This is a genomic window from Paenibacillus sp. J22R3 (assembly GCF_056269305.1).
This window is the reverse complement of sequence record NZ_JBWDNS010000009.1, coordinates 98,623-120,210: the sequence shown is the minus strand read 5'-3', so window position 1 is coordinate 120,210 and position 21,588 is coordinate 98,623. Positions and strand designations below refer to the sequence as shown.

The window sequence follows — 21,588 nt, the reverse complement described above, 5'->3', positions numbered from 1 at the left end:
GCAGGTGCATGAGCTTACGACTGGTGATGCAGGGGCAGAGCTTACGTCCGGAGCATGTTACGACTGATCGACAGCAAGGCCGTAAAGGGGTGTTAACGACAAGGCACCAACACCCGGTTTTTCATTTGATGTATATTACCGGGGGAGCGGGCAGCTTCCTCGTTAACGACAGGAAGAGCCGGGCTTTGCCCGGCTTCTTGTATGTAATCAACCCGAATGAATGGCATCAATTTCATGCTGATGATGACATTGGACTACATAATTTGGAATGTACGTTTCTACTGCGTGATGAAGAGAGTAATGAGCCTGCACAAACGGTGAACTTATTCGATTGGATGGAAGAGAAGAGAGGTTATTTGCTGCCTGCCGTTTTTCGTAACGAGCCCATTCTCGTACCGCCTGCACTCAGGCCTTTTCTGCTTGAAGGATTTAATCGGCTGCTTGATCCCAGCAATCGATATTTCACAGCAGAGCATCTGTCACTGCTGGTGATCGAGTTAATGCTTCGCGTTGAACAAACGATAGGGAAGCTTAGTGAGCAGGTCGTCGATTCGACGTCGACGGAACGACAAGCCAGTGCTCTAACCGGTGCAATCAATGCGCTCCAGCAATATATGCGTGCACATATCGGAGAACAGCTCAAGCTGGAGGAGCTGGCCCACCATGTACATTGGACGCCGAATTACCTGTGCCGCGTATTTAAAGCGCATACATCGATGACGCCAATGGCATATCTGCAGCAATTGCGTATGATTGAGGCAGAAAAATTGCTGCTGTACACCGATTTTCCCGTATTCAGCATTGCTGAGATGCTCGGCTACGAGGATGCTTCTTATTTTGCCAGACTGTTCCGCAGAAATCATGGGCGTGCACCTAGCGAATATCGGATAATATAGTCCGCATTCCGTGTGAGATTCTACCTTCCTATCAACTGGCGGCATCGCTATGATGAAGAAGAGAAGAACAATCCCAGATCAAAGGCGGTCGGTGGGCAAATGCGATTAACGCTTGAGCAAATGATCCGATATCAAACCGAAGGATATTTGATTGTGCCGAATGTTTTTACGGATGAGGAGCTGCAGCCCGTTATCGACGAGCTTTCGGCGGAGCTTGATGCAAGAGCCAGGCAGCTTCTGGCTGAGGGCAAGTTGACAGAGCTGCACGAGGATGAGCCTTTTGAGAAACGTTATACGAGGCTGTATGAGCAGAATAAGGAAATCAGCAGAGGTTTTGATATCAACGGCTATTTGGGTGAGGCCATCTTCCGGTTCATGGGCAGCGAGGGGCTGCTTGATCTCGTAGAATGCCTGTTGGGAACGGAGCTTAGCTGCAACCCGATTCAGCATATTCGCGCGAAGCATCCTGCGAAGTCGACACAGTCAGAACCGGATTATTTTCAAAATGTCCCTTGGCATCAGGATTGCGCCGTCACCTCGCCGGATTCGGAAGCGTCGGAGATTATTACGTTCTGGCTGCCGCTTGTGGATGCAACCGCCGAAACCGGCTGCATGGAGATTATGCCGCATGTATTCAAGCAAGGCTACATCAACCATCGCGCAGAAGGCGGCACAACGATCGTCCCGGAGAAGCTGCCTGCGGTAACGCCTGTGTTAGCGGAGTGCAAGAAGGGCGGCCTCGTCATCATGAATAAGTATACGCCGCATCGGGGCATCTCGAATCGTTCGGATATCATCCGCTGGTCGATCGATTTGCGCTATCATAAGACAGGCGCTCCGTCCGGACGTTCGATGCATCCTTCCTTCCCGGTTCGGAGTGCGTATGACCCGGCAAGCGTGCTGACAGATGTAACGGAGTGGCGCAAATTGTGGCGTGAGGTAAAAGAAGAGAAAGGGAAGAGTATGCACCGCGTGTAGCTTGTTTATTTTTGTCCGCACCGCGCGCGCCTCCCGGCGGGCAGTGCCATCCCGGCACGCGGTGCTCGGTCACACGTCGACGATACGAAACGGACCCCATTACGGGGGGCCGACAGTATGTCGAAAAACCGCGTTGATACAACTTCGGTTGTTTCAACGCGATGAGTGCATGCTTTGTCGCAATTACCGTACGCATGCCAACTCTAGCGGTTGTGAAAGTGGTTATTTGGCCTGCATTTACCCTTTTTATTTTCTAACGGTTGCCAGCGAGCTTATTTGCACGTTTTCCACTGGGAATCGGTCGATTTGCTGCAAATAACGCCTGTCACAACCGTTAGCGTTTCAAACAGGTTTGTCTTCATGAAATAGCCACTCTGACAACCGTTAACATTTTATTCATGATTGATGTCTAGACAACAAACTGGTTGTCTGTTGACTAGACTTTCTCGGACAGCCTGACGGCCTCATTATTGGGGTCGTTTTGCTTTGCGATAGGCCATCGGCACCATGCCTTTACGTTCACGGAAAATACGGACAAAGGTTTTGTAGGAGCCGAAGCCGACCTCAAGTGCGACATCGACGACGCTGTAATCGGTTGATACCAGCAAGCTGCTTGCATGCCGCAAACGCAAATCATGAACGAAATGAACGAAGGTTTGGCCGGTCGTTTCCTTAATCACCTCACTAATGCGAGAGACGCTCATACCGAAACGATCCGAAAGCTGCGATAATGTCAGCTCTTCGCGGTAGTTGCGGTGAATGTAGTGGATGATGGGCCAGATCGACGGGTTTGTTTTGGCTGTCGAGGTTATTGGAATGTTCTCCGGCTGATTGGCTCTGCGCTCTCGGTCAAAGCAAACGAGCAGCTCCTTCAATCTGGCCTGCAGCAATGTTTGCCGCCAAGGCTCGTTCCCGGCATACTCCGTCAGCATGTCTTCCATGAGAAAAAGCATTCTCTTCTGCTTCGAGCCGGCAAATGTCGTATATGGCTCTAGTAGGCTTGGTTCAATTAAGTCTGTGAGACCGTCGCCGTGTCCGGAATCGATGAGCAGATCCATACTGAAATTGCAGTTATAGAGCACAAGCGTGCTTCCGGGTTCGGTGAAGATCTCGTGGACTTGATAAGGCTGCACGAACGTAAACGTGCCCGGGCGCATCTCATGTTTCTCGTCGTTGATGCTTTCCCAGCCTCGACCTTCTATGACATAAGAGAACTCAAGGAAATCGTGGCGATGCGCACGAAATCCTTGTTTGAGTGTGTTTAAGCTCATATGAAGCGGGAAAGCGGTATCCATATTCGGGTATGTTTTCAAGTAATCCGGAAAAAAGGTCATAGAATAGGAGGCCTCCGAAGAAATGGGACGTTTATCGAAATATAAGTCACGCTTTTTTCTCTGTACTACTTTATCATAGAAATGGTGGAAGTAGTGATGGATCCGAGGAGGCAGATGGATTAACATGGCGATTCGAATTGGTATTATTGGTGCAGGAAATATTGGAAGCGTTCACGCAGCACAATTCTCGCAGCTTGGCGAGCTCTGCCAAATAACCGCAATCACAGATGTGTTTCTGCCTTTGGCTGAGCAAAGGGCCAAGGAATACGGCATTGCCGAGGTGCTGGCATCGCCCGAAGCATTGATTCAAAGCGATAATGTGGATGCTGTTGTAATCGGCGTTCCCAACCAATATCATGCGGAGCTCGCGATTCAAGCGATTGAAGCCGGCAAGCATGTGCTGCTGGAGAAACCGATGGGGATCAATGCCGATGCAGCCAGACAAATTCTGAAAGCGAGCCGCTCCTCCGATCGTGTCGTCATGATCGCACATCAGATGCGCTGGGAGTCGGTTCCGATGCAAATCAAGGAACAGATCGACCGCGGCGAATTGGGGCATATTTATACAGCCAAAACAGGCTGGTATCGCCGCAAAGGCATACCCGGCTGGGGCACATGGTTTACGCGAACTGATCAATCCGGCGGCGGTCCTCTGATTGATATCGGTGTTCATATGCTGGATCTTGCGCTGTACCTCATGGGCAATCCGAAGCCGGTATCGGTCTATGGTGCCACCTATGCGGAGTTCGGTCCTAAGCGTAAAGGGATTGGTACGTGGGGAAAACCGAATTGGGACGGTATCTATGATGTCGAGGATCTGGCAACCGCTTTGATCAAAATGGATAACGGCAGCACGCTGTCCTTGGAAGTCAGCTGGGCCGTTCATATGGACACGGACAATACGCCATTCGTGCATTTGATGGGTACGGAAGGCGGGGCAAGCTACCGTGGTGCTAAGGGTAAGCTGCTCACGGAGAAGTTCAATCAGCCGATGGAAATTGCGCTCGGCAAACCGGAGAACGACGAGAATGAGCGCTTGCGTCTCAGCCGCCATTTCTTGAGCTGCATTAAAGAAGGAAAGCAGCCGATTACGTCTGCGCTGTCCGGGTTTACGAACAATCTGGTGTTGGATGCGATCTATGAATCCTCCCGCACAGGTAACGAAGTGAAGCTGGACTGGAATCTATAAAACAATTGGAGGATCATTCCTATGCTAAGAGGATTATCACATGCCGGACTCGGCAATATCGGAAGCGATGAGAATCTAATCGTCGCAGCAAGTCAGTACGGATTCCAATCCGTAGATATTAATGCGAAGGGACTTATTGAGCGCAATGGTTTGGAAGGCGCAAAGGCGCTTCTGGCGAAACATGAAGTTGCCATTGGTTCAATCGGCCTTTCCGTAGAATGGCGGGACTCGGAGGAGAAATTCCGTGAGGGACTCAGCAAGCTGGCCGAGGAAGCCGCAGCCGCAGCCGCTCTTGGCTGCACGCGCTGCTGTACGTATGTGCTGCCTGCTACGAACTTTAAAGCAGCGCATTTCACAGTGCTCGCAACGCGCAGACTGCGCACATGTGCACAAATTCTAGGTGCGTACGGCATTTCCTTGGGGCTCGAATTTGTTGGCCCGCATCATCTGCGCAGCGCGTGGACGAATTCGTTTCTATGGACGCTGGAGGAAACGCTCGATTGGATCGCCGCGATTGGCGAACCGAATGTCGGCCTGTTATTCGATGCGTATCACTGGTACACGAACGGCTTGAGCCTTGCCGATATCGAGGCGCTTACGCCGGATCAGATCGTTCATGTTCATATTAACGATGCGCCGGATCTGCCGGTAGAAGAGGTACGCGATAATGGCAGACTCTATCCGGGCGAGGGCGTAATTGACCTGGCCGGATTCCTTCGTGCGTTGAATGCGATTGGCTATAAGGGTTCGGTAACGCAGGAAATCCTCACTGCTGAACCGCCTGCACAATCGCCGGAGGAGCAGCTTGCACGCTCCAAGGCAGGGTTCGATCGCGTGTATACTGCGGCTGGATTGGCATAATCGAGATAGAGAATCCCGCGGGGTCGGCTGTGGCAGCCGATTCTGACGGGATTTTTTTTGTCCGGAGGACCGCTACTAACAAATCGTACAGGGCTTATTTGCATCGGCGTGTTGTAGCTGGGAACTTCTTGCATGGCATCCGTGGATCAAATTCCGAGACGAAATATGCTACAATTATAGTATCACTTACTAGAATAGGAGACGGTCCATGAATATTCACGAGGCAATTCGAACTAGAAGAAGTATTGGCAAAGTAACACAGGAGCCAATCGATAAAGCGGTTATCGAGCAGATCTTGGAAGCAGGCGTTTGGGCGCCGAATCATCGCTTAACAGAGCCTTGGCGGTTCTTCGTCCTTCGCGGGGACGGACGTAAGCAGCTCGGCGATGCACTTGCAAGTATAGCGCTTGCAGGCGAGGCTGATCCATCATCACCTGAGAATGCGCTCAAAGCAGAATCAGCGATCAAAAAAGCGTTCCGCGCACCTGTCATCATCGCGGTTGCCGTCTCGCCGGCTGAGAGGCACGATATTATCGAGCTCGAGGAATACGGAGCCGTAAATGCAGCCATCCAGAACATGCTGCTTACCATACACGCTCTCGGCCTTGGTGCTGTATGGCGCAGTGGAGAGCCATGCTACCACCCGCTGATGAATGAAAGTTTCGGCCTGCGTCCGCAGGATAAGATGCTCGGTTTCATCTATCTTGGTGTACCGGATATGGCTCCGCCGCAAGCGAAGCGGGCAGCAGCTGAGCTCAAGACGACCTGGATTGACGGCTAGATTAACGAGCAGCCAGCTGAGAACAACAAAAAAGAGATGGTTCCCGGATCAACCGGGAATCATCTCTTTTTTGTTCAGCGGCGGATTGTCTTTATTAATTAAGAAACTAGCCGTTTCCAGCGCCAGCTCCGGTTGACCGGTTGTCATATAATAGTTGAATAACTCCTTCTCGCACCGTTCTACCAGCATCGCATCGCCATGTTTACGGATTACGGACAGCGCACTGTTGCGCAAATAACTATAATATTGCTCGTGCTGCTCTTCGATCTTATAGAGGAGGAGCTGAAACCGAATTTGCAGCATGTGGTCATGAATTTCTTTCGCGGAACGGAGTCCGCCTTCCGTAACTCGCAGCAGCTCTTCTTTGTCCAGTAGTTTCCCCTGCAGGGAACAGCGGATATAACCTTCGAGCGAGAGCAGGTACAGCATCGTCTTCGGGTTATTCAATGCCATCGAAGCTTGATAATTCTTAGCTGCCATCTCGTAATTGTTCTGTTCCAGATATTCATAGGCTAGATTATGCAAGGCAATCCGTTTACGCTCAGGCGTGTTACAGATGTCGCAGGACTTGATCAAATTCTCGAAACGCACGATAATATCCGCATGGTTACGATTCTCGTCGAACACAACTTGCAACAACAACAGCATCTCTGCATCGATGGTGCGCACGAAGTTCCGGCTGTCTTTGAAGAAACGCAGCGATTTCTCCCCGTAATAATAGGCCATCATGTGGGACCCGATCCAATGATAAGCCACAGCCATATGATAGTAATATTCCGGATTGTTATATTCCTCATCGTCAATTTGCTTCAAGGTATCAATTGCAGATCGATAGTCTTGTCTGGCCAGATAACAGATTCCCGTGATGTGAAGAAGCAGGTTGCTCTCGTAGGTTGGGAGTTTGGAGTGGCTGCGCTGCATCTTCTGAACGATGGCATAGGCAGGGTCCGACTGGGAATGAACCAGATAATAACGAGCCTGAATGAGCTGGTATAAGGCGGTGTAATCGGAAATTTGAATCAGCTGCTCATTCGCAAGCTCCAGCTTTATCGTTTCCATTTCATCCAGCAGCAGCATCACGATCGCCTCATGCCAGGCAAATAATCGCTTCTTAATGGTGTTTAGTTTAATGAGCTCATGGTCGAGGCGGATATTCAACCGTTCAGTGAGAAGTGCAATCACCTCAGGTGAGAAGTCCGTCGAGCCGCGCTCGATTTTACTGATATGCGTATCAGAGCAAATGCCTTTTCCCAGCTGTTCTTGGGTCATACGTGCTTGTTCGCGATAAAATTTGATAATTTTTCCTACATGCATGCGTGATTCCTCCAACTGCAACTTCGTTTCCATGACCTTACATTCCTGGTGGGACGAAGCCTAAGAATGATACGATTTCACCATTATAGCATGACCTTGAAGACGGTATGACAAAAAGAAAAGACAAGCTGGGAGTTCATTTTACTCCGGTCTGCTTGTCTTAGCCCTTAGCCCTTAGCCTTTAGCCCCTATTAAAGGGAAACGTCGATTTGAACTTCATGCGGACGATAAACCGCAAGAAGTTTGCCGGCAGCATCTGCAGCGAACATCACAGTCCGCTCCTGTGGAAGTGTAAAGGCGTACACGGCGCCAGTCTGCGGATCGCGGACTTCAATAGCCGTATCGCAGCCGAATTCCGATACGAAGATATAAAGCGAGCCGGAAGCGAAGGCCATCTTACGGCCATAAACGCCAGGCAGCTCCCCGCCATGCAGCCATTCGAGCTCATCAGCCACGCCGGCTTGCGCCAATGCAGCACCGTACACCGCTTGCAGCGGCTCAAGGCGTTCATTCAGCTCAAGCGGAAGCGGGCACCACAGCAGGCGACCAGCGCCAAGCGCAATATCCGTTACTTTGGCTGGGCCTCTATCGGCGGAAGCGAGTACGCCTTTGTTGCTGTCCGTAATGCGATCGCCGCCGAAGGAAATCGGATGCAGCACACCATCGCCGAGCTCTAGCAGCTCTTCACGAAGCAAATTGCTGACTGCGTTCTGTCCCAGCTCGCCTGTCAAACGCTCAACCGGGCGCCAGTACTCGTCCAGCCCAAGCGGGCCGGTAAAGAGAAGCGTACCGCCATTGGTCTTCACGTGCGCGAGAAGCTGATCCAGTGCTTGGCTGCTGAAGTTATGCGCGCTTGGCACGATAATGAGCTTCGGCTTCGTAACCGCAAGCGAATCCAGCTGATATTCGCCAAGGCCGAATGCATGAACATTCATCGTGTAGGACAGTGTCCGAATCGCGCGAGTGGTTGCTCCATAGGCAAGCTTACGGTTCGAGAAGTCGTTGGAATAAGGGAAAATAACAGCAACCTCTTCCAGCTTGCGATCCACGAACAAGTCGCGAATTTGCTCCATGAATGCGCCGAAATCATACGATACATTGGCTTCGGGCTTCTCCGTACCATCTGCGCGCAGCGCTCCGATATGGGACTCATTGATATTGTTCATGTAGAAGTTAATGTTCCAGATCCACTGAACCGCACCGGCTCCGCCTGTAGAGAAGGCATAAGCATATTTGCGCTCCAAAATGTTGCGAAGCTCTTCCTCGCTGCGTTTAGCGCGACCGTCAGGCGTCTCTACATACATAATACCGGTCTCTTGAATGAGGTTCGGTTTATCCGGTGCTTTGGCGAAAATACCATCCCACACGAGATTGTCCATCAGCCACCACGAGTGAACCGTTGTATAATCGACCTCTTGCGCATAGAAGAACGGCGATGGACGCTGAGCGCCAAGCCCTTCATCCTGGCCGACGGTCACCAGCTGCTTCGGCTGGATCGCTCGAATCGTAGCAACTAACTGGGAAGCCCAGCGGTTATGCATATCCATTGTAAACAAGGTATAGTCAAGCCAAGGACCGCCAAGTTTCTTCAGCGTATTAGTCGTACCGAAGGCGATTTCGCTCTGCTCCGGCAGTTTCACGGATTCAAAGGAAGGCAGCTCCGAAGGTGTCATATTCCAGCGCTCTTGAAGCACGCGAATCGAGCCATGGCGCTCCCGCAGCCATTTGACATAATGTGTCTTCTCGAACTGATCGTGAGCGGATCGTGGTCCCGAGAAGATCCGTGTCGGATCGAACATGGATGGTTCATTGATCAAATCCCAATGGACATGCTTGGATTCAGCATGGCGGGACACGATTGCCGCGATGAAACGCTTCTGTGCTTCAACACTGCGCGGATCAAGGTAAGGGTTAACGCCTTCCCATGCTTCCGGTGTGAAAGCAAAGAAGTTAAACGTAACTTCAAGGTCATATCGCTTAGCTGTAAGGAAGAAGGCATCGATTGCGCGCAGCACTTCTTCATAGGGATGACCGTCTACAAACATGACACTGCGATACGCTGTCCAGATCCCGGTACGAATGGAGTTGATGCCCGCGCGTTTCATTTGGGCCATGTCGCGATCCCATACAGCAGCATTCGGCAGGAACAAATATTTACGCGCCACATCGCTCGTCATGTAAGTCATGCCGACAATCGGAAGCGGACGGCCGTTCTTCCAGAAATAGTCCCGGTCGCAAGTAATCATCTCTCCGGAATTGAGCAGTGCCTCATCCATACCCCAGAAGCCTTGGCGGAGCAAGCGACGCTCGCCCGCAGGAGAAACAGCCTCGCATTCTACGATATAGAAGCCTGCTTCTACGTTAAACGGCAATACGATACGTTTAATGCTCAGCTCACGACCAATCGCAAGCTCTGCATCGCTGCGCCATACTTCTGTGAAATCCGCTTCCTCATAGACAAAAGAAGGAGTAGGCTCGCTGACCGTATTGCTGTTTGCTTTGCGCACGCGCATAGTAAACGACCATGCTGCCGCCGTGTGATTGCTTGTCCGCTCGTCACGAGCCAATTGCAGCTGTTGACCTTGCAGCATCAAGACCGGACGCTCGCCAAGCTCATACGAGCCGTAATTCGGCTTCAACCAGAGCTCTGTAACGCCTTGCGATGTGAAGCCCGCCCACTCGGAGAGTGCGGCAGCGCCATTGCCCGACCAGAACGAGCTGCGCAGCGGCTGATTGATAAGAATCCAGCGGCCGCCGCTGAAAGGACCTTTCGTGTGCTCAAGCAAGATAGCAGGCGCTGACAGCTCACGCGCAAGGCCGTCTCCGCTGATCCCGCGAAGCAGCGGGTAGATGTGAGCGTCGATTGGGCCGGCAGAGCCGCCTTCGCCCGGCGCGTCATCCGCTCTTGTGACATGCAGCGCAAGACCGAATGTGGACTCGATCGTAAACAACGATTCGTAGCCTGCGAAGAGAGGAATATCGCGTAAATGCTGAAGTTTGGCAACGCCATCCACTGTAACCGGCAGAGCCTCATGGATATGCAGCTGTTGGTGATAAGCCGTTTGATCCGGTTCGAATTGCCACTCGCCGTTCTCTTCATATACAGGTGTTTTGAATGGTGCGCCGCCTGCTACAAGCAGCCCTTTACCTTCATTAGCATGCGCCAGAATGGCGGGCCAAGCTGATTTAGGGAAATAGGAACCGTGAAGATGCACGTATGTAGAAGCGCCTGGCAAACGATCAGCAAGCTCAGCTGCTGTTACGATTTGGAAGCTTTCACGCAGCTTCGCCAGCGTCCCGGCATCCGGGCGATCTCCTGTATAGGGGAAACTTTCATCATAGAACAAAATAGTGCTGCTCATTCTCGTGTCACTGCCTCTCATTATTGGTTCGTCTTGTTCACATATTGTTAGGTTTGTTAGGTTGATTCACTCTTTATCCGGGGCCAACTTTAGAGGTAAACTAAAGAAAAGTCAATCGGAATTATAGCGAGTTCGAAGGGGTGAAGCAGCCGTGGCACAGAAAATATCGATGCAGCAATTAGCCGACCGTTTAGGTGTGTCCAAGTATACTGTCTCCCAAGCGCTTGCAGGCAAACCAGGCGTCAGTGAGTCGACCCGCAGGGAAGTAACAGCTCTGGCCGGCGCACTGGGGTACAAGATGCGTCCTGTACCTGCCGGGCCGGAAGATGAAGTACATGGGGCACGAATCGTTCATATCGGTTTAGATGAACATCATGCGAAGGAGCCGCATTTCTGGCAGCGCGTCAGAGAAGGGCTGGTGGCAGGCTGCCGGATGCATGGGCTAACGCCGAAGTTTTTTACATTCGGAATGGCGGGTAATCGGACTGCTAAAGATTGGCTGGAGCCAGAACGGGAGTCTGAGCATACAGCAGCCAGCACGGTGTCAGGGTTCATTATTGCCGGCAAATGCCCGCTGGACACGCTGCTCAAGCTGAAGCGCCTTGGACTTCCCATTGTGCTGGCTGATCACGAAGAGCCATTGATCGGAGCAGATGCCGTGCTCAATGCGAATACGGACGCGGGCCGAATGGCCTGCCATCATTTGTTGACGCAGGGCTGCAAATCCCTCGTTTTTGTCGGTCGTGACAGCTTTGCCGTAAGCTTCCGAGAGCGATGGTGGGGATGCAAGCTGGCGATGGACGAAGCAAAAGAAGGACGACGAGGCGGAGAACCTGAGAAAACAGTCGCTCAACTGAAGAAATGGACCGTTCCCTATGGAAGCGCGCAGTGGAGTTCGTGGCAAACTGCTCTTGTACGGCGATTAGATGCGATGTATAGCACAGTGATGGACGCAAAGGAAGGAACTTACCAGCCTGACGAACAGCCGGATGGATTCATTTGTGCGAACGATGATATCGCGTTATACCTGCTCCAGCTGCTGCATCAGAAAGGTGTCATGAAGAAAGTGAGAGTTGTCGGGATTGATAATACGGCTCCCGGGATGGATGCGGTTATTCCGCTGACAACAGTGGATCTGGCGAAGGAGTGGCTGGGAATACGAGCCGTGGAGCAATTTGCGCGCAAGCTTGCTCAGTCCGAGGCGCAGCAGGAGAAAATCATCCTTTCTGCCAGATTGGTGATGCGAAATTCAGGCTGATCTTTTTAATCACGGCTGGACAAATCTCGTATCCGCATTAGCCCGCATAAGATAGCGCAGAAGCCGTTTCAGGCGGAGAGGAGCCTCCCCACATGCAAATGGAGCAACATGCCCGTAGAGTCTCGATGCTGCTTGCGCTTGTGCTGTTCGTGCTGCTGGTTGTTTTGTTGTTTATCGCGTTTCTATAAGCTTCACTTCCGGACATTGCTGTGTAAACCTTTGGTTGCCATACCGAAGGTTTATTTGCATTGGACGGATTACCTGTCTCCTCTTCCAAATTCGGCATAATGGACGGTAATTTAACACATACTCCAGAAAGACGAACCCAAGGAGGCAACCATCATCGCAACGAAAAGCGCAGGACAAGGCAAATACCAAAAAATGTCGATGTCACCCAAAGAATATCAGGCCTATGCCAAAAAACGCGAGCCGGCTCGATCCGTACTGGCTAATTGCGTTCGGGCCTTCATTGTCGGTGGCTTTATATGTGTACTTGGACAAGCCATAACGGAAGTGTTCATATATGGGCTCCATATGTCCAAAGAAGATGCGGGCAATCCGACGGTAGCTGTACTCATTTTCATCTCTGTCATTCTGACTTGTCTTGGCGTATACGACAAGATTGCGCAGTGGGCAGGAGCGGGCACAGCGGTTCCCGTTACAGGCTTCGCGAATTCGATGTGCTCGGCGGCGCTTGAGCACCGCAGCGAAGGACTCGTTCTCGGCGTAGGCGCCAACATGTTCAAGCTCGCAGGCTCTGTCATTGTATTTGGCGTCGTTGCTGCATTTGTTGTCGGTATCGTCTACTTAGTGTTCGGAATCGAGGGGAGTTTCCATGCTACGCGGTAAACAAACATGGTGGTTTGATCAACGGCCGGTCATTATCGGCGCCGCAACGGTCGTCGGTCCGGACGAAGGCGAAGGACCGCTGGCAGCGGATTTCGATCTTGTTCATCCGGAGCTTGATATGCAGCAGAAGAGCTGGGAGAAGGCAGAGCGTCTGCTCCTGGAGCAAGCGTCTGAAATGGCGTTGAAATATGCCAAAGTAAACAAGCAGCAGCTGCAGTTCTACGTTGGCGGCGATTTGATGAACCAAATTATTAGCAACAGCTTCGCGGCCCGAACAATCGGTGCTCCTTATCTTGGGGTATTCGGGGCTTGCTCAACGTCGATGGAATCGCTCGCCATAGCATCGCTTATCGTCAATTCCGGCTCGGGCGAATATGTGCTTGCAGGTACTTGCAGCCATAACTGCACAGCGGAGAAACAATTCCGTTATCCAACGGAATACGGCTCCCAGAAGCCGCCGACGGCGCAATATACCGTAACCGGAGCAGGAGCGGTCGTTGTAGCCCCGTCGGGCGACGGTCCTATAGTGGAATGCGCGACAATCGGACGAATCGTTGATCTGGGCATTACGGATCCGTTTAATATGGGAGCGGCAATGGCTCCGGCTGCCGTTGACACCTTGAAGTCGCATTTTAACGATACGGGCAGGCAGCCGAAAGACTATGATTTGATCGTGACAGGGGATTTGGCAACGGTCGGTCATGGCATTGCGAAAGACTTGCTCAAGCGGGATGGCGTGCCGATGGAAGATACGGTATTCGGTGATTGCGGCTTAATGATCTACGATGTGCAGAAGCAGAAGGTACAAGCCGGGGGGAGCGGCTGCGGCTGCTCGGCAACGGTTACTTATGGCCATCTGCTCAAGCGGCTGAAACAAGGGGAGCTGAAACGAATTCTCGTCTGTGCGACAGGCGCGCTGCTCTCGCCGCTGTCGTTCCAACAAGGCGAATCGATCCCATGTATTGCGCACGCTGTGGCGCTTGAAAGTCCGATGCACAACTAATACGGAAGGAAAGGAGCAGAGCTTACATGATCTATTTATGGGCTTTTATCGTAGGCGGGGGTATTTGCGTTATTGGCCAGCTTATGTTTGATATCGCGAAGCTGACGCCTGCGCATACGATGGCAACGCTCGTTGTTGCAGGAGCAGTTGTGGACGGGGTCGGCTTGTACGAGCCCCTCGTCAAATTTGCCGGAGCAGGAGCAACAGTACCGATAACGAGCTTCGGCAACGCGTTAGTGCACGGCGCGGTAACCGAGTATCAGAAGGATGGCTATATCGGGATCATTACCGGTATATTCAGCATCACGAGCGCAGGGATTTCCGCCGCGATCATTTTCTCCTTTTTGGCAGCGCTGGCGGTTCGGCCTAAAGGGTAAACTAAGCTGATACAACCCTGTGAATTAGCGGAAAATATAGACAGTTCTACTGAATTGGAGGGTCCCTGTGGGATTCTCCAATTTTTTTTGGCGGATATGTTGCTATACGAGTTGTTGTATTTTTTGTAAAATAATAGAATCACCACTCTCATATCCAACTATCATCATCCGGGAGGAATTGTCATGGACAATCGTACAACTGAGTATCGTTTATGTAAGGAAATTCGCCGTAATTTAGGCAGTTGTATATTGGGTAAAGATGTCGAAATCGAGAGACTGCTTACAGCGCTGCTTGCCGGCGGCCATGTTCTTATCGAGGATGTCCCGGGGACAGGCAAGACACAGCTTGTCAAAGCACTCTCCCGTACGATAGGCGGCCAATTCCGACGGATTCAATGTAATCCCGATCTGCTTCCAACTGATATAACCGGCGTTGCAATCTATCATCCCAAGAATGAAACTTTCATGTTCCGGCCCGGTCCGGTAATGACGAATTTGCTGCTCGTAGATGAGATAAACCGTGCCACCACGAAGACGCAATCGGCACTGCTGGAAGCGATGGAAGAGCATCATGTTACGGTAGATGGCGAATCTCATGAATTGCCGGTACCGTTCACGATGATTGCCACGCAGAACCCGATAGAATTCGATGGCACGTATACACTCCCAGAGGCACAGCTTGACCGGTTTATGATGAAGCTTACTCTAGGCTATCCGGATGCCGTGACGGAGAGACAAATGATTATATCTCCTAATGCTTCTTCGCCGGCGGATAAGCTGGAGCCTGTAGTAGATGTCGAGCAAATCGCCGTTATGATGGAAGCTGTTAAACGTGTACATCTCGACGAAGCGGTTGCCGATTATATCGTTCGAATCGTCCGTGCAACTCGTGCTCATAGCGGCGTGCAGCTGGGTGCGAGTCCGCGTGCTGCCATTTCGCTGACGGCAGCGGCCAGGGCCAATGCCTATCTGCAAGAACGTGATTATGTCATACCCGATGATGTGAAGCTGCTTGCTTCCTCGGTGCTTGCTCACCGGATTATTATGCATACGGAATCCAGAATGAACGGTTTGAAGCCCGAGGACGTGATACAGTCCGTCATCCGTGACACGAATGTCCCTGTCCGAATGGAGCGCTGACGCTTATGCTTACGGCTAAAGCGACAATGTTCAGGTGGCGTTTTATCGGCCTTGTCTACGTGATTTCGCTCTTATTTTTACTATTTCAAGGCGGCAAGACGTCTTTCATGTTGTTCTGTATCTTTAATGTCCTTCTTATTTATCTGGTCTTTGGCAGATGGAGCGGTATTGCGTCGGTGACCGGTGTTCGGAGGCTTAGCAACGGTACGAACTCGATTAGCGAGCAGTCGTTGTCCGCCGGAACCCGGCTTGAAGTCAGCTTGACCATGCAAATTCCTGGCGTCTGGCCCATCCCTTATGTACTCGTACGTGACCGTTTGAAGAGTATAAGCGGAACCGTGATTCCGATTGAAGCTTCCTTCGTGCCGAACTATCGCAGAAACGGCGTCGTTCAATATGTAACACCGCCGCTTGAACGCGGTGTTTATCGGTTCGATTCAACAGAATGCTCAACGCGGGATATATTCGGTTTATTCGAGCATAAGGGGTCATTCGAATCGTCCGAGCCGTTCACGGTTTATCCCCGTATCGTCGAGATTCGGCAGTGGAAGCAGATGAAACGCGGTTCGAAAGGGCCGTATTCTACCTCAGCCTCCCGTTTATCAGCGAAAGAAACGACACAGATCAACGGTGTCCGCGAGTATATTTATGGTGATCGGCTGTCTAGGATTCATTGGAATGCTACGGCCAAGACGGGGCAATGGAAATCGAAGGAATTCGAGCGTGAATCGCTTCCGCGAACCGTCGTCATGTTGGACCGTTATGCCGGATCCTACGAGAACAAGGACCAATTTGAGCTGGCGGTTTCGGCTGCTGCCTCGCTGCTGGAATTCGGTCTTCGCAGAGCAACGGCCGTCGGGCTGATATCCGTCGGAGCGAAGAGTGACGGGTATACGCCCAAAGCGTCGGCTGAGCAACGCGAGCTGATGATGAACCATCTGGTCCGCGTGAAAGCGGACGGGGAACAGCCTCTTTATCGCGCAATCCGGCAGTCAGGGACACTTACAGCGGCTGGCTCCTTTGTAGTCATTGTCAGTCCCCAGGTTGGCGAAGAAACCATTCGTGCCATGGAATGGCTGAACCGAACAGGCGTCGTGCCTGTCCTCATTCATTTGCAGTCCAAGGCTGCTGCAGGAAGAACCATCGCCGGTGATATCCGCGGCAACGAATGGATGAAGCTGCTGCGTAAGAGCGGCTTCGCGGTGCATACGATCAGTTCGCTGCAAGAGCTGCCTGATGCCCTTGAAGGAGGTCAGCTGTAATGAGAACCTTCAATCGTGCGGCGATCAAATGGTTTTCCGCAGACGTTTATCGTAAACTATCGGCTATTTTCTCCGCACTTATTGTCTATCAATGGATTCGATGTCTGGGTGACTACTGGTGGTCAGAGACCTATACGATCGTCAATGGCATTCTGTTCGCGGCAGTTGCCGCTAATCTTCTCATTCCATCCAAACTGCTTTCCGGCACCGTACAGCTCATTTCGCTGGTAGGCCTTAATGCAGCTTACTCCGGTTACATGTGGGTAGCATTCGAAGGAGATAAACGGTCCGCCGCGCAGTGGCTGGATTGGTTCAAGCTCCAGTACGACCAACTGACTCCATTTATCTGGATTAGCCTTGGCGTATGGGCAGTCTTCCATGCGATTGTGCTCCTGCGTCATAAACGTGCTTATATGATGATAATAGTGGGGCTTGCGATTCTTTCGCTGGCTGCAGCAGATTCCTTATTTACACCGATTCACTTGTGGGATGAGATCGCATGGCTTGTGTTCATCGGACTTGGCTGGCTGGTTGCGAGCCACTTCTCTCGATTCAAGGAACGTCATCCGGAGAATTGGGCGCAGCTGCTTGAATATCCGCTCAGTTTGTTTCTGCCGATGCTGCTTATTATTACGCTCGTTATGGGTGCCGGATTGTTTGTGCCGGCTGTTAAGCCGATCTTAACAGATCCCTATACGGCGTGGAAAGAAGCGCGTGGCGAGTCCATACCGAATTTGGTCGGCGACAAGGCGATCATTGTTCCTGCCGCCAAGAACAATGCAGATGGGAAATCCGGCTACAGTCGTGATGACAATGAACTCGGCAACGGATTTGAATTCGACTACACGCCGGTCATGACCGTCACGACCACCAAACGCAGCTATTGGCGCGGCGAAACCAAGTCGCTCTATAGCGGGAAGGGCTGGTCGGAAGCGCCGCAGGAGAAGAAAGAGAAGGCGCTCGGCTCCATCGAAAGCAAGCAGGAACTGGAGCCAAGCGGCATTGCCGAAACGACTAATACAGAAGTTGTCGATCAGACGGTAACGATGCTGAAGAAGGATAAGTATCCGGTCATATTCGGAGCAGGTCCGATATCATCTGTCATTGCGGTTAATGGGAAGAATACATCACTGCCTAAACTGAATTGGATGTCTGATTCCTGGGAGCTTCGGCTTTCTAAGTCGACCAGCTCGGCTAACTATCCGGAGAGCTACATTATTCAATCGAAGATTCCGATTCTTGATGTGGCTGCAATGGAATCCGGAGCACCGGCATCCCTAAGCAAGGACATCGATCCTATGTATTTGCAGCTGCCGGATACGTTGCCGCTTCGCGTAAAACAGCTCGCTCAGAATATAACGTCTACAGTGACAACGCCTTACGATAAAGTGAACTTATTGGTCTCCTACTTGCAGGCCACCTACTCTTATACCAATACACCGGACTTGTCGAAGCGAGTGAGCGATGATTTCGTCGATTCCTTCCTATTTGAAGTGCGCGAGGGCTACTGTGATTACTTCTCCACTTCGCTTGCCGTGATGTCACGCACACTTGGCATTCCTGCCAGATGGGTGAAGGGGTATTCTCCGGGCTCCAAGCCGGTTGATCCGGACATGCAGCGTCTCCAAGGGATGACGGGCATCGAACCGGAAGAGAGCGATGCGGGTACGTACACCGTGCGAAACGCAGATGCGCATTCTTGGGTTGAGATTTATTTTAATGGGTATGGCTGGCTGCCTTTCGAAGCGACTTCCGGATTCGCATTCCCTTATGCGGTACCGAAGGACGCGGCTGAACCCGAGCTTGCACCAGTTCCGGTTCCGGAGCTGGACAACGAAGCACAGCCTGCAGAAGATAATGGCTTTGAAGTGAAAGCTTGGATGTTCTGGACCGCTGCCTCTGTACTTGTGCTGTTGATCGGAGTGCTCGGCTTCCGTCCACTGCTAACGCAATTCAAGCGCTATCGCGGCGGCTCCGCCACGATTAATGAGCGCATTGTAAGAGAAACGAACCGTCTGATCAAGTATTGCCGCAAGAAGGGACTCGACTACAACGAGTATGAGACGGTCCGGGAAACGATGTCACGCTGGTCGGGAAGGCTCTCTTCGCTGCAGACGCATTTCCGTGATGTTCAAGTGGCATTCGAGCAAGCGATGTACAGCAATAAAACGATGACAAGAGAAGAAGCAGATCGTTTGTCGCTGACGATGAAACATATTCGTGAGCATTTGGGATAAATGAGCTTCATGAGCTTACAAGTCGCTAAAGATGTGAGTTTACGCATCTTTAGCGGCTTTTTTGCAACAAATTCACTAATTATGGTATAGTTTGCGTGATAGCGATAAGCAGGGGAGTCGAAACTATGTTTGAACGGCTGTTGCCGCACATGCGCGTCAATACCATTTATGATATCAATTTGCATGCCTTGAAAGAGCAAGGGATGAGAGGCATCATTACAGACCTCGACAACACACTCGTGGGAGCAAGAGAACCGCTGGCTACGCCGGAGCTTGTCCAATGGCTCGACGATGTGCGCGATAATCTTGGCTTCAAGGTTGTCATCGTATCCAACAATAATCAAACACGTGTCGGGAAGTTCGCGGATCCGCTGAATATTCCGTTCGTTCATGCTGCCCGGAAGCCGGCCGGAAGGGCGTTCACTCGCGCGCTTAATGAGCTTGGATTGTCTGCGGAGCAAACGGTCGTAATCGGTGATCAAATGATGACAGATGTGCTTGGCGGAAGAAGGAAGGGATTGTTTACAATTCTCGTTCGTCCAATCGCACCACATGATGAAGGAATCATGACCCGTTTCAATCGGTTTCTGGAACGCATTGCCCTGTCCCGTCTGCGGAAGAAAGGGCTATGGCCCGAGGAGGAACATAAGAAATCATGACTACTTACCATCAAGAAGACAAACTGGCTTGCGCGGGCTGCGGCGTTAAGCTGCAAACCGAATCATCGGACAAGCTGGGGTACATTCCGCAAGCAGCGCTTGCTAAGGATCCGGCCATCTGCCAAAGATGCTTCCGAATCAAGAACTATAATGAAGCAGCATCAATTGCTGTGGATCAAGACGACTTTCTGCGGCTGCTAAGCGGGATTGCGAATACGCAAAGCCTAGTTGTACATATTGTCGATTTGTTTGATTTTGAGGGCAGCTTGATCTCCGGCTTGCAACGATTCGTGGGCAACAATCCCGTATTGCTGGTCGTGAACAAGATTGACCTATTGCCGAAGAGTATCAACCCGAACCGTATTCTTAACTGGGTGCAGAAGCAAACGAAAGCGCAGGGCTTGAAGGTTGTCGATGTCGTGCTTTGCTCCGCGAAGCGCAATATCGGCTTTGAACGCGTTATCGAAGCCATCGGAACACATCGCGGGAAGCGGGATGTGTATGTTGTCGGCGCTACTAACGTAGGTAAGTCGACGCTAATCAATAGACTGATTCGCGACTACAGCGATCTGGAGCGAGAGCTGACAACATCCCGTTACCCGGGCACAACGCTTGATGCGGTTCATATCCCGCTGGATGACGGGAATGAAATTATTGATACACCGGGTATCGTATATTCGCACCGAATGACAGAGATCGTGCCGCGCGAGGTGCTTGGCGCTTTGCTGCCGGATAAACCGATTAAGCAGCTCGTTTACCAGTTGAATGCGGGACAGACCTTGTTTGTCGGCGCACTGGCGAGATTTGATTTCATAGAAGGGGATCGTCAATCCTTCTCCCTCTATGTCTCAAATGCGCTGCAGGTGCACCGGACGAAACTCGAGCGTGCAGACGAGCTGTACGAAACACATAAAGGCGAAATGCTCGCGCCTCCTTCTAAGGAGCAGCTAGAGGAAATGCCGGCGTGGACGCGTCATCGGTTGACGATCAAACGCGGCACGGATACGGATGTGTTTATCTCCGGTCTGGGCTGGATTCATATCAATGGCAGCAGCGGCGCATTGGTTGATGTATTCGCACCGAAGGGGATTCGAGTGCTGCAGCGTGATGCGCTGATCTAATCGAATAGGCCGATTCATCTTGCATGGGGAGAGTGAACAGAAGGATGGGCAACGCAGTGGACAGCCATACCGTGCTCTACAGTGTGATCGGGGATCCGATTCGGCATTCGAAATCGCCGATTATGATGAACAGGGCATTTCGTGAGACCGGAATCAATGGCATTTACACCGCTTTTCATATTACCGGTGACCGACTTGGCGATTTCGTAGCAGGGGTACGTGCGATGGGGATTCGGGGCGTTAACGTGACGATTCCGCATAAGCTTGATATTATGCCTCTGCTCGATGAAATCGACGAGAGCGCCAAGGCGATTGGTGCTGTGAACACGATCGTGAATACGGGCGGTCATCTGACAGGCTACAATACCGACGGTCTTGGTTATGTTCGGTCGCTTAAAGAAGAGGCGAAGTCGGATCTTACCGGCGCGAATGTGCTTATTATCGGTGCAGGCGGCGCTACACGAGGCATTCTGTATGCACTGGCCCGTGAAGGAGTCGGCTCCATCACGATCTCCAACCGTACGGTCGCTCGTGCCGAAGAGCTTGCAGCTGCATTCCGAGCATTGGTTCCTTCGATTCGCGCGATTGGACAGGATGAGTTGCAGGAAGCCTGCGGCTTGAATGATATCATTATTAATACGACTTCGCTTGGCATGTATCCGAATGTGGAGGCTACACCGATCGACAGTACTTGGTTGAAGCCGGATACGGTTGCGAGCGATTTGATTTATAACCCGCTGACGACGAGATTTCTCGCGGAAGCGCAAGAACGAGGCTGCCGCATTCACGGCGGGCTAGGGATGTTTATTTATCAAGGCGCATACGCCTTTGAATATTGGACGGGCAGTCCGGCTCCGGTTGCCGCGATGCGGGAGACCGTGCTGGAAGCGCTGCTCGAAATATAAGGAAGTATATCGTTTTTTATACTTCGCTTATATTTTTAACGAGAAGAAACTTACTGCGCCGC

The 21,588-nt window shown here is 51.6% G+C and carries 18 protein-coding genes; 15 read left to right on the top strand and 3 right to left on the bottom strand.

Annotated elements, in window-relative coordinates:
* Nucleotides 1-8 precede the first annotated feature (8 nt).
* Both AC0YN4_RS28635 and AC0YN4_RS28630 read left to right on the top strand, forming a co-directional pair.
* Complete coding sequence (locus AC0YN4_RS28635; RefSeq protein WP_475837359.1) at nt 9-896, top strand: helix-turn-helix transcriptional regulator; 888 nt, start codon at nt 9-11, stop codon at nt 894-896.
* Nucleotides 897-908: 12 nt separating this feature from the next.
* Nucleotides 909-1,874: a phytanoyl-CoA dioxygenase family protein gene (locus tag AC0YN4_RS28630; RefSeq protein ID WP_475837358.1), complete on the top strand. Its 966-nt coding sequence runs from the start codon at nt 909-911 to the stop codon at nt 1,872-1,874.
* A 467-nt stretch (nt 1,875-2,341) separates the two neighbouring features.
* Here AC0YN4_RS28630 and AC0YN4_RS28625 read toward each other — a convergent pair whose 3' ends face one another.
* The gene (locus tag AC0YN4_RS28625) at nt 2,342-3,208 is read right to left on the bottom strand and encodes a helix-turn-helix domain-containing protein (protein ID WP_475779101.1); all 867 of its coding nucleotides are present in this window, start codon (nt 3,206-3,208) and stop codon (nt 2,342-2,344) included.
* 124 nt (nt 3,209-3,332) lie between these two features.
* Between AC0YN4_RS28625 and AC0YN4_RS28620 the strand changes: the two genes are divergently transcribed.
* From AC0YN4_RS28620 to AC0YN4_RS28610, 3 genes are all read left to right on the top strand, one after another.
* Complete coding sequence (locus AC0YN4_RS28620) at nt 3,333-4,397, top strand: Gfo/Idh/MocA family protein (RefSeq protein WP_475779102.1); 1,065 nt, start codon at nt 3,333-3,335, stop codon at nt 4,395-4,397.
* Nucleotides 4,398-4,418: 21 nt separating this feature from the next.
* A complete protein-coding gene (locus tag AC0YN4_RS28615) occupies nt 4,419-5,258 on the top strand; it encodes a sugar phosphate isomerase/epimerase family protein (RefSeq protein ID WP_475837357.1) in 840 nt (279 codons plus the stop codon).
* Nucleotides 5,259-5,466: 208 nt separating this feature from the next.
* Entirely contained in the window at nt 5,467-6,039 is a 573-nt protein-coding gene (locus AC0YN4_RS28610) for a nitroreductase family protein (protein ID WP_475837356.1), read from the top strand.
* Nucleotides 6,040-6,087: 48 nt separating this feature from the next.
* Here the strand turns inward: AC0YN4_RS28610 and AC0YN4_RS28605 are convergent, their stop codons facing one another.
* Both AC0YN4_RS28605 and AC0YN4_RS28600 read right to left on the bottom strand, forming a co-directional pair.
* Complete coding sequence (locus AC0YN4_RS28605) at nt 6,088-7,353, bottom strand: helix-turn-helix domain-containing protein (RefSeq protein ID WP_475837355.1); 1,266 nt, start codon at nt 7,351-7,353, stop codon at nt 6,088-6,090.
* Nucleotides 7,354-7,544: 191 nt separating this feature from the next.
* Nucleotides 7,545-10,715 carry a beta-galactosidase gene (locus AC0YN4_RS28600; protein ID WP_475837354.1) on the bottom strand — a complete coding sequence of 1,057 codons (3,171 nt, stop codon included), beginning with the start codon at nt 10,713-10,715 and terminating at the stop codon, nt 7,545-7,547.
* Nucleotides 10,716-10,866: 151 nt separating this feature from the next.
* Between AC0YN4_RS28600 and AC0YN4_RS28595 the strand changes: the two genes are divergently transcribed.
* The 10 genes from AC0YN4_RS28595 to aroE all read left to right on the top strand — a co-directional run bounded on the left by AC0YN4_RS28595 (nt 10,867) and on the right by aroE (nt 21,526).
* Nucleotides 10,867-11,973: a LacI family DNA-binding transcriptional regulator gene (locus tag AC0YN4_RS28595; protein ID WP_475779107.1), complete on the top strand. Its 1,107-nt coding sequence runs from the start codon at nt 10,867-10,869 to the stop codon at nt 11,971-11,973.
* Nucleotides 11,974-12,354: 381 nt separating this feature from the next.
* Entirely contained in the window at nt 12,355-12,822 is a 468-nt protein-coding gene (spoVAC, locus tag AC0YN4_RS28590) for a stage V sporulation protein AC (protein WP_475779108.1), read from the top strand.
* A complete protein-coding gene (gene spoVAD, locus AC0YN4_RS28585) occupies nt 12,809-13,825 on the top strand; it encodes a stage V sporulation protein AD (protein WP_475779109.1) in 1,017 nt (338 codons plus the stop codon). Before spoVAC ends, spoVAD begins: the two co-directional genes overlap by 14 nt.
* A gap of 26 nt (nt 13,826-13,851) precedes the next feature.
* The gene (gene spoVAE / locus AC0YN4_RS28580; RefSeq protein ID WP_475779110.1) at nt 13,852-14,202 is read left to right on the top strand and encodes a stage V sporulation protein AE; all 351 of its coding nucleotides are present in this window, start codon (nt 13,852-13,854) and stop codon (nt 14,200-14,202) included.
* A gap of 183 nt (nt 14,203-14,385) precedes the next feature.
* Nucleotides 14,386-15,342 carry an AAA family ATPase gene (locus AC0YN4_RS28575; protein WP_475779111.1) on the top strand — a complete coding sequence of 319 codons (957 nt, stop codon included), beginning with the start codon at nt 14,386-14,388 and terminating at the stop codon, nt 15,340-15,342.
* A gap of 26 nt (nt 15,343-15,368) precedes the next feature.
* Nucleotides 15,369-16,604, top strand: coding sequence for a DUF58 domain-containing protein (locus AC0YN4_RS28570; protein WP_475837353.1), 1,236 nt, complete (start codon nt 15,369-15,371; stop codon nt 16,602-16,604).
* Nucleotides 16,604-18,841, top strand: coding sequence for a transglutaminase-like domain-containing protein (locus AC0YN4_RS28565; RefSeq protein ID WP_475837352.1), 2,238 nt, complete (start codon nt 16,604-16,606; stop codon nt 18,839-18,841). Before AC0YN4_RS28570 ends, AC0YN4_RS28565 begins: the two co-directional genes overlap by 1 nt.
* Nucleotides 18,842-18,945: 104 nt before the next feature.
* A complete protein-coding gene (locus AC0YN4_RS28560; protein ID WP_475837382.1) occupies nt 18,946-19,500 on the top strand; it encodes a YqeG family HAD IIIA-type phosphatase in 555 nt (184 codons plus the stop codon).
* Nucleotides 19,497-20,621 (top strand): ribosome biogenesis GTPase YqeH, encoded by a 1,125-nt coding sequence (gene yqeH / locus AC0YN4_RS28555; protein WP_475779114.1) that lies wholly within the window; start codon nt 19,497-19,499, stop codon nt 20,619-20,621. The genes AC0YN4_RS28560 and yqeH overlap by 4 nt, the downstream gene beginning before the upstream one ends.
* A gap of 44 nt (nt 20,622-20,665) precedes the next feature.
* On the top strand, nt 20,666-21,526 hold the full coding sequence (gene aroE, locus AC0YN4_RS28550; protein ID WP_475837351.1) for a shikimate dehydrogenase: 861 nt from the start codon (nt 20,666-20,668) through the stop codon (nt 21,524-21,526).
* Nucleotides 21,527-21,588: the final 62 nt, after the last annotated feature.

What these genes read in the sequence shown, in the direction of transcription:
- AC0YN4_RS28635 (WP_475837359.1), top strand. Translation starts at nt 9, where the DNA reads ATGAGCTTACGACTGGTGATGCAGGGGCAGAGCTTACGTCCGGAGCAT.
- AC0YN4_RS28625 (WP_475779101.1), bottom strand. Translation starts at nt 3,208, where the DNA reads ATGACCTTTTTTCCGGATTACTTGAAAACATACCCGAATATGGATACC.
- AC0YN4_RS28620 (WP_475779102.1), top strand. Translation starts at nt 3,333, where the DNA reads ATGGCGATTCGAATTGGTATTATTGGTGCAGGAAATATTGGAAGCGTT.
- AC0YN4_RS28615 (WP_475837357.1), top strand. Translation starts at nt 4,419, where the DNA reads ATGCTAAGAGGATTATCACATGCCGGACTCGGCAATATCGGAAGCGAT.
- AC0YN4_RS28610 (WP_475837356.1), top strand. Translation starts at nt 5,467, where the DNA reads ATGAATATTCACGAGGCAATTCGAACTAGAAGAAGTATTGGCAAAGTA.
- AC0YN4_RS28605 (WP_475837355.1), bottom strand. Translation starts at nt 7,353, where the DNA reads ATGCATGTAGGAAAAATTATCAAATTTTATCGCGAACAAGCACGTATG.
- AC0YN4_RS28600 (WP_475837354.1), bottom strand. Translation starts at nt 10,715, where the DNA reads ATGAGCAGCACTATTTTGTTCTATGATGAAAGTTTCCCCTATACAGGA.
- spoVAC (WP_475779108.1), top strand. Translation starts at nt 12,355, where the DNA reads ATGTCGATGTCACCCAAAGAATATCAGGCCTATGCCAAAAAACGCGAG.
- spoVAD (WP_475779109.1), top strand. Translation starts at nt 12,809, where the DNA reads ATGCTACGCGGTAAACAAACATGGTGGTTTGATCAACGGCCGGTCATT.
- spoVAE (WP_475779110.1), top strand. Translation starts at nt 13,852, where the DNA reads ATGATCTATTTATGGGCTTTTATCGTAGGCGGGGGTATTTGCGTTATT.
- AC0YN4_RS28575 (WP_475779111.1), top strand. Translation starts at nt 14,386, where the DNA reads ATGGACAATCGTACAACTGAGTATCGTTTATGTAAGGAAATTCGCCGT.
- AC0YN4_RS28570 (WP_475837353.1), top strand. Translation starts at nt 15,369, where the DNA reads ATGTTCAGGTGGCGTTTTATCGGCCTTGTCTACGTGATTTCGCTCTTA.
- AC0YN4_RS28565 (WP_475837352.1), top strand. Translation starts at nt 16,604, where the DNA reads ATGAGAACCTTCAATCGTGCGGCGATCAAATGGTTTTCCGCAGACGTT.
- yqeH (WP_475779114.1), top strand. Translation starts at nt 19,497, where the DNA reads ATGACTACTTACCATCAAGAAGACAAACTGGCTTGCGCGGGCTGCGGC.
- aroE (WP_475837351.1), top strand. Translation starts at nt 20,666, where the DNA reads ATGGGCAACGCAGTGGACAGCCATACCGTGCTCTACAGTGTGATCGGG.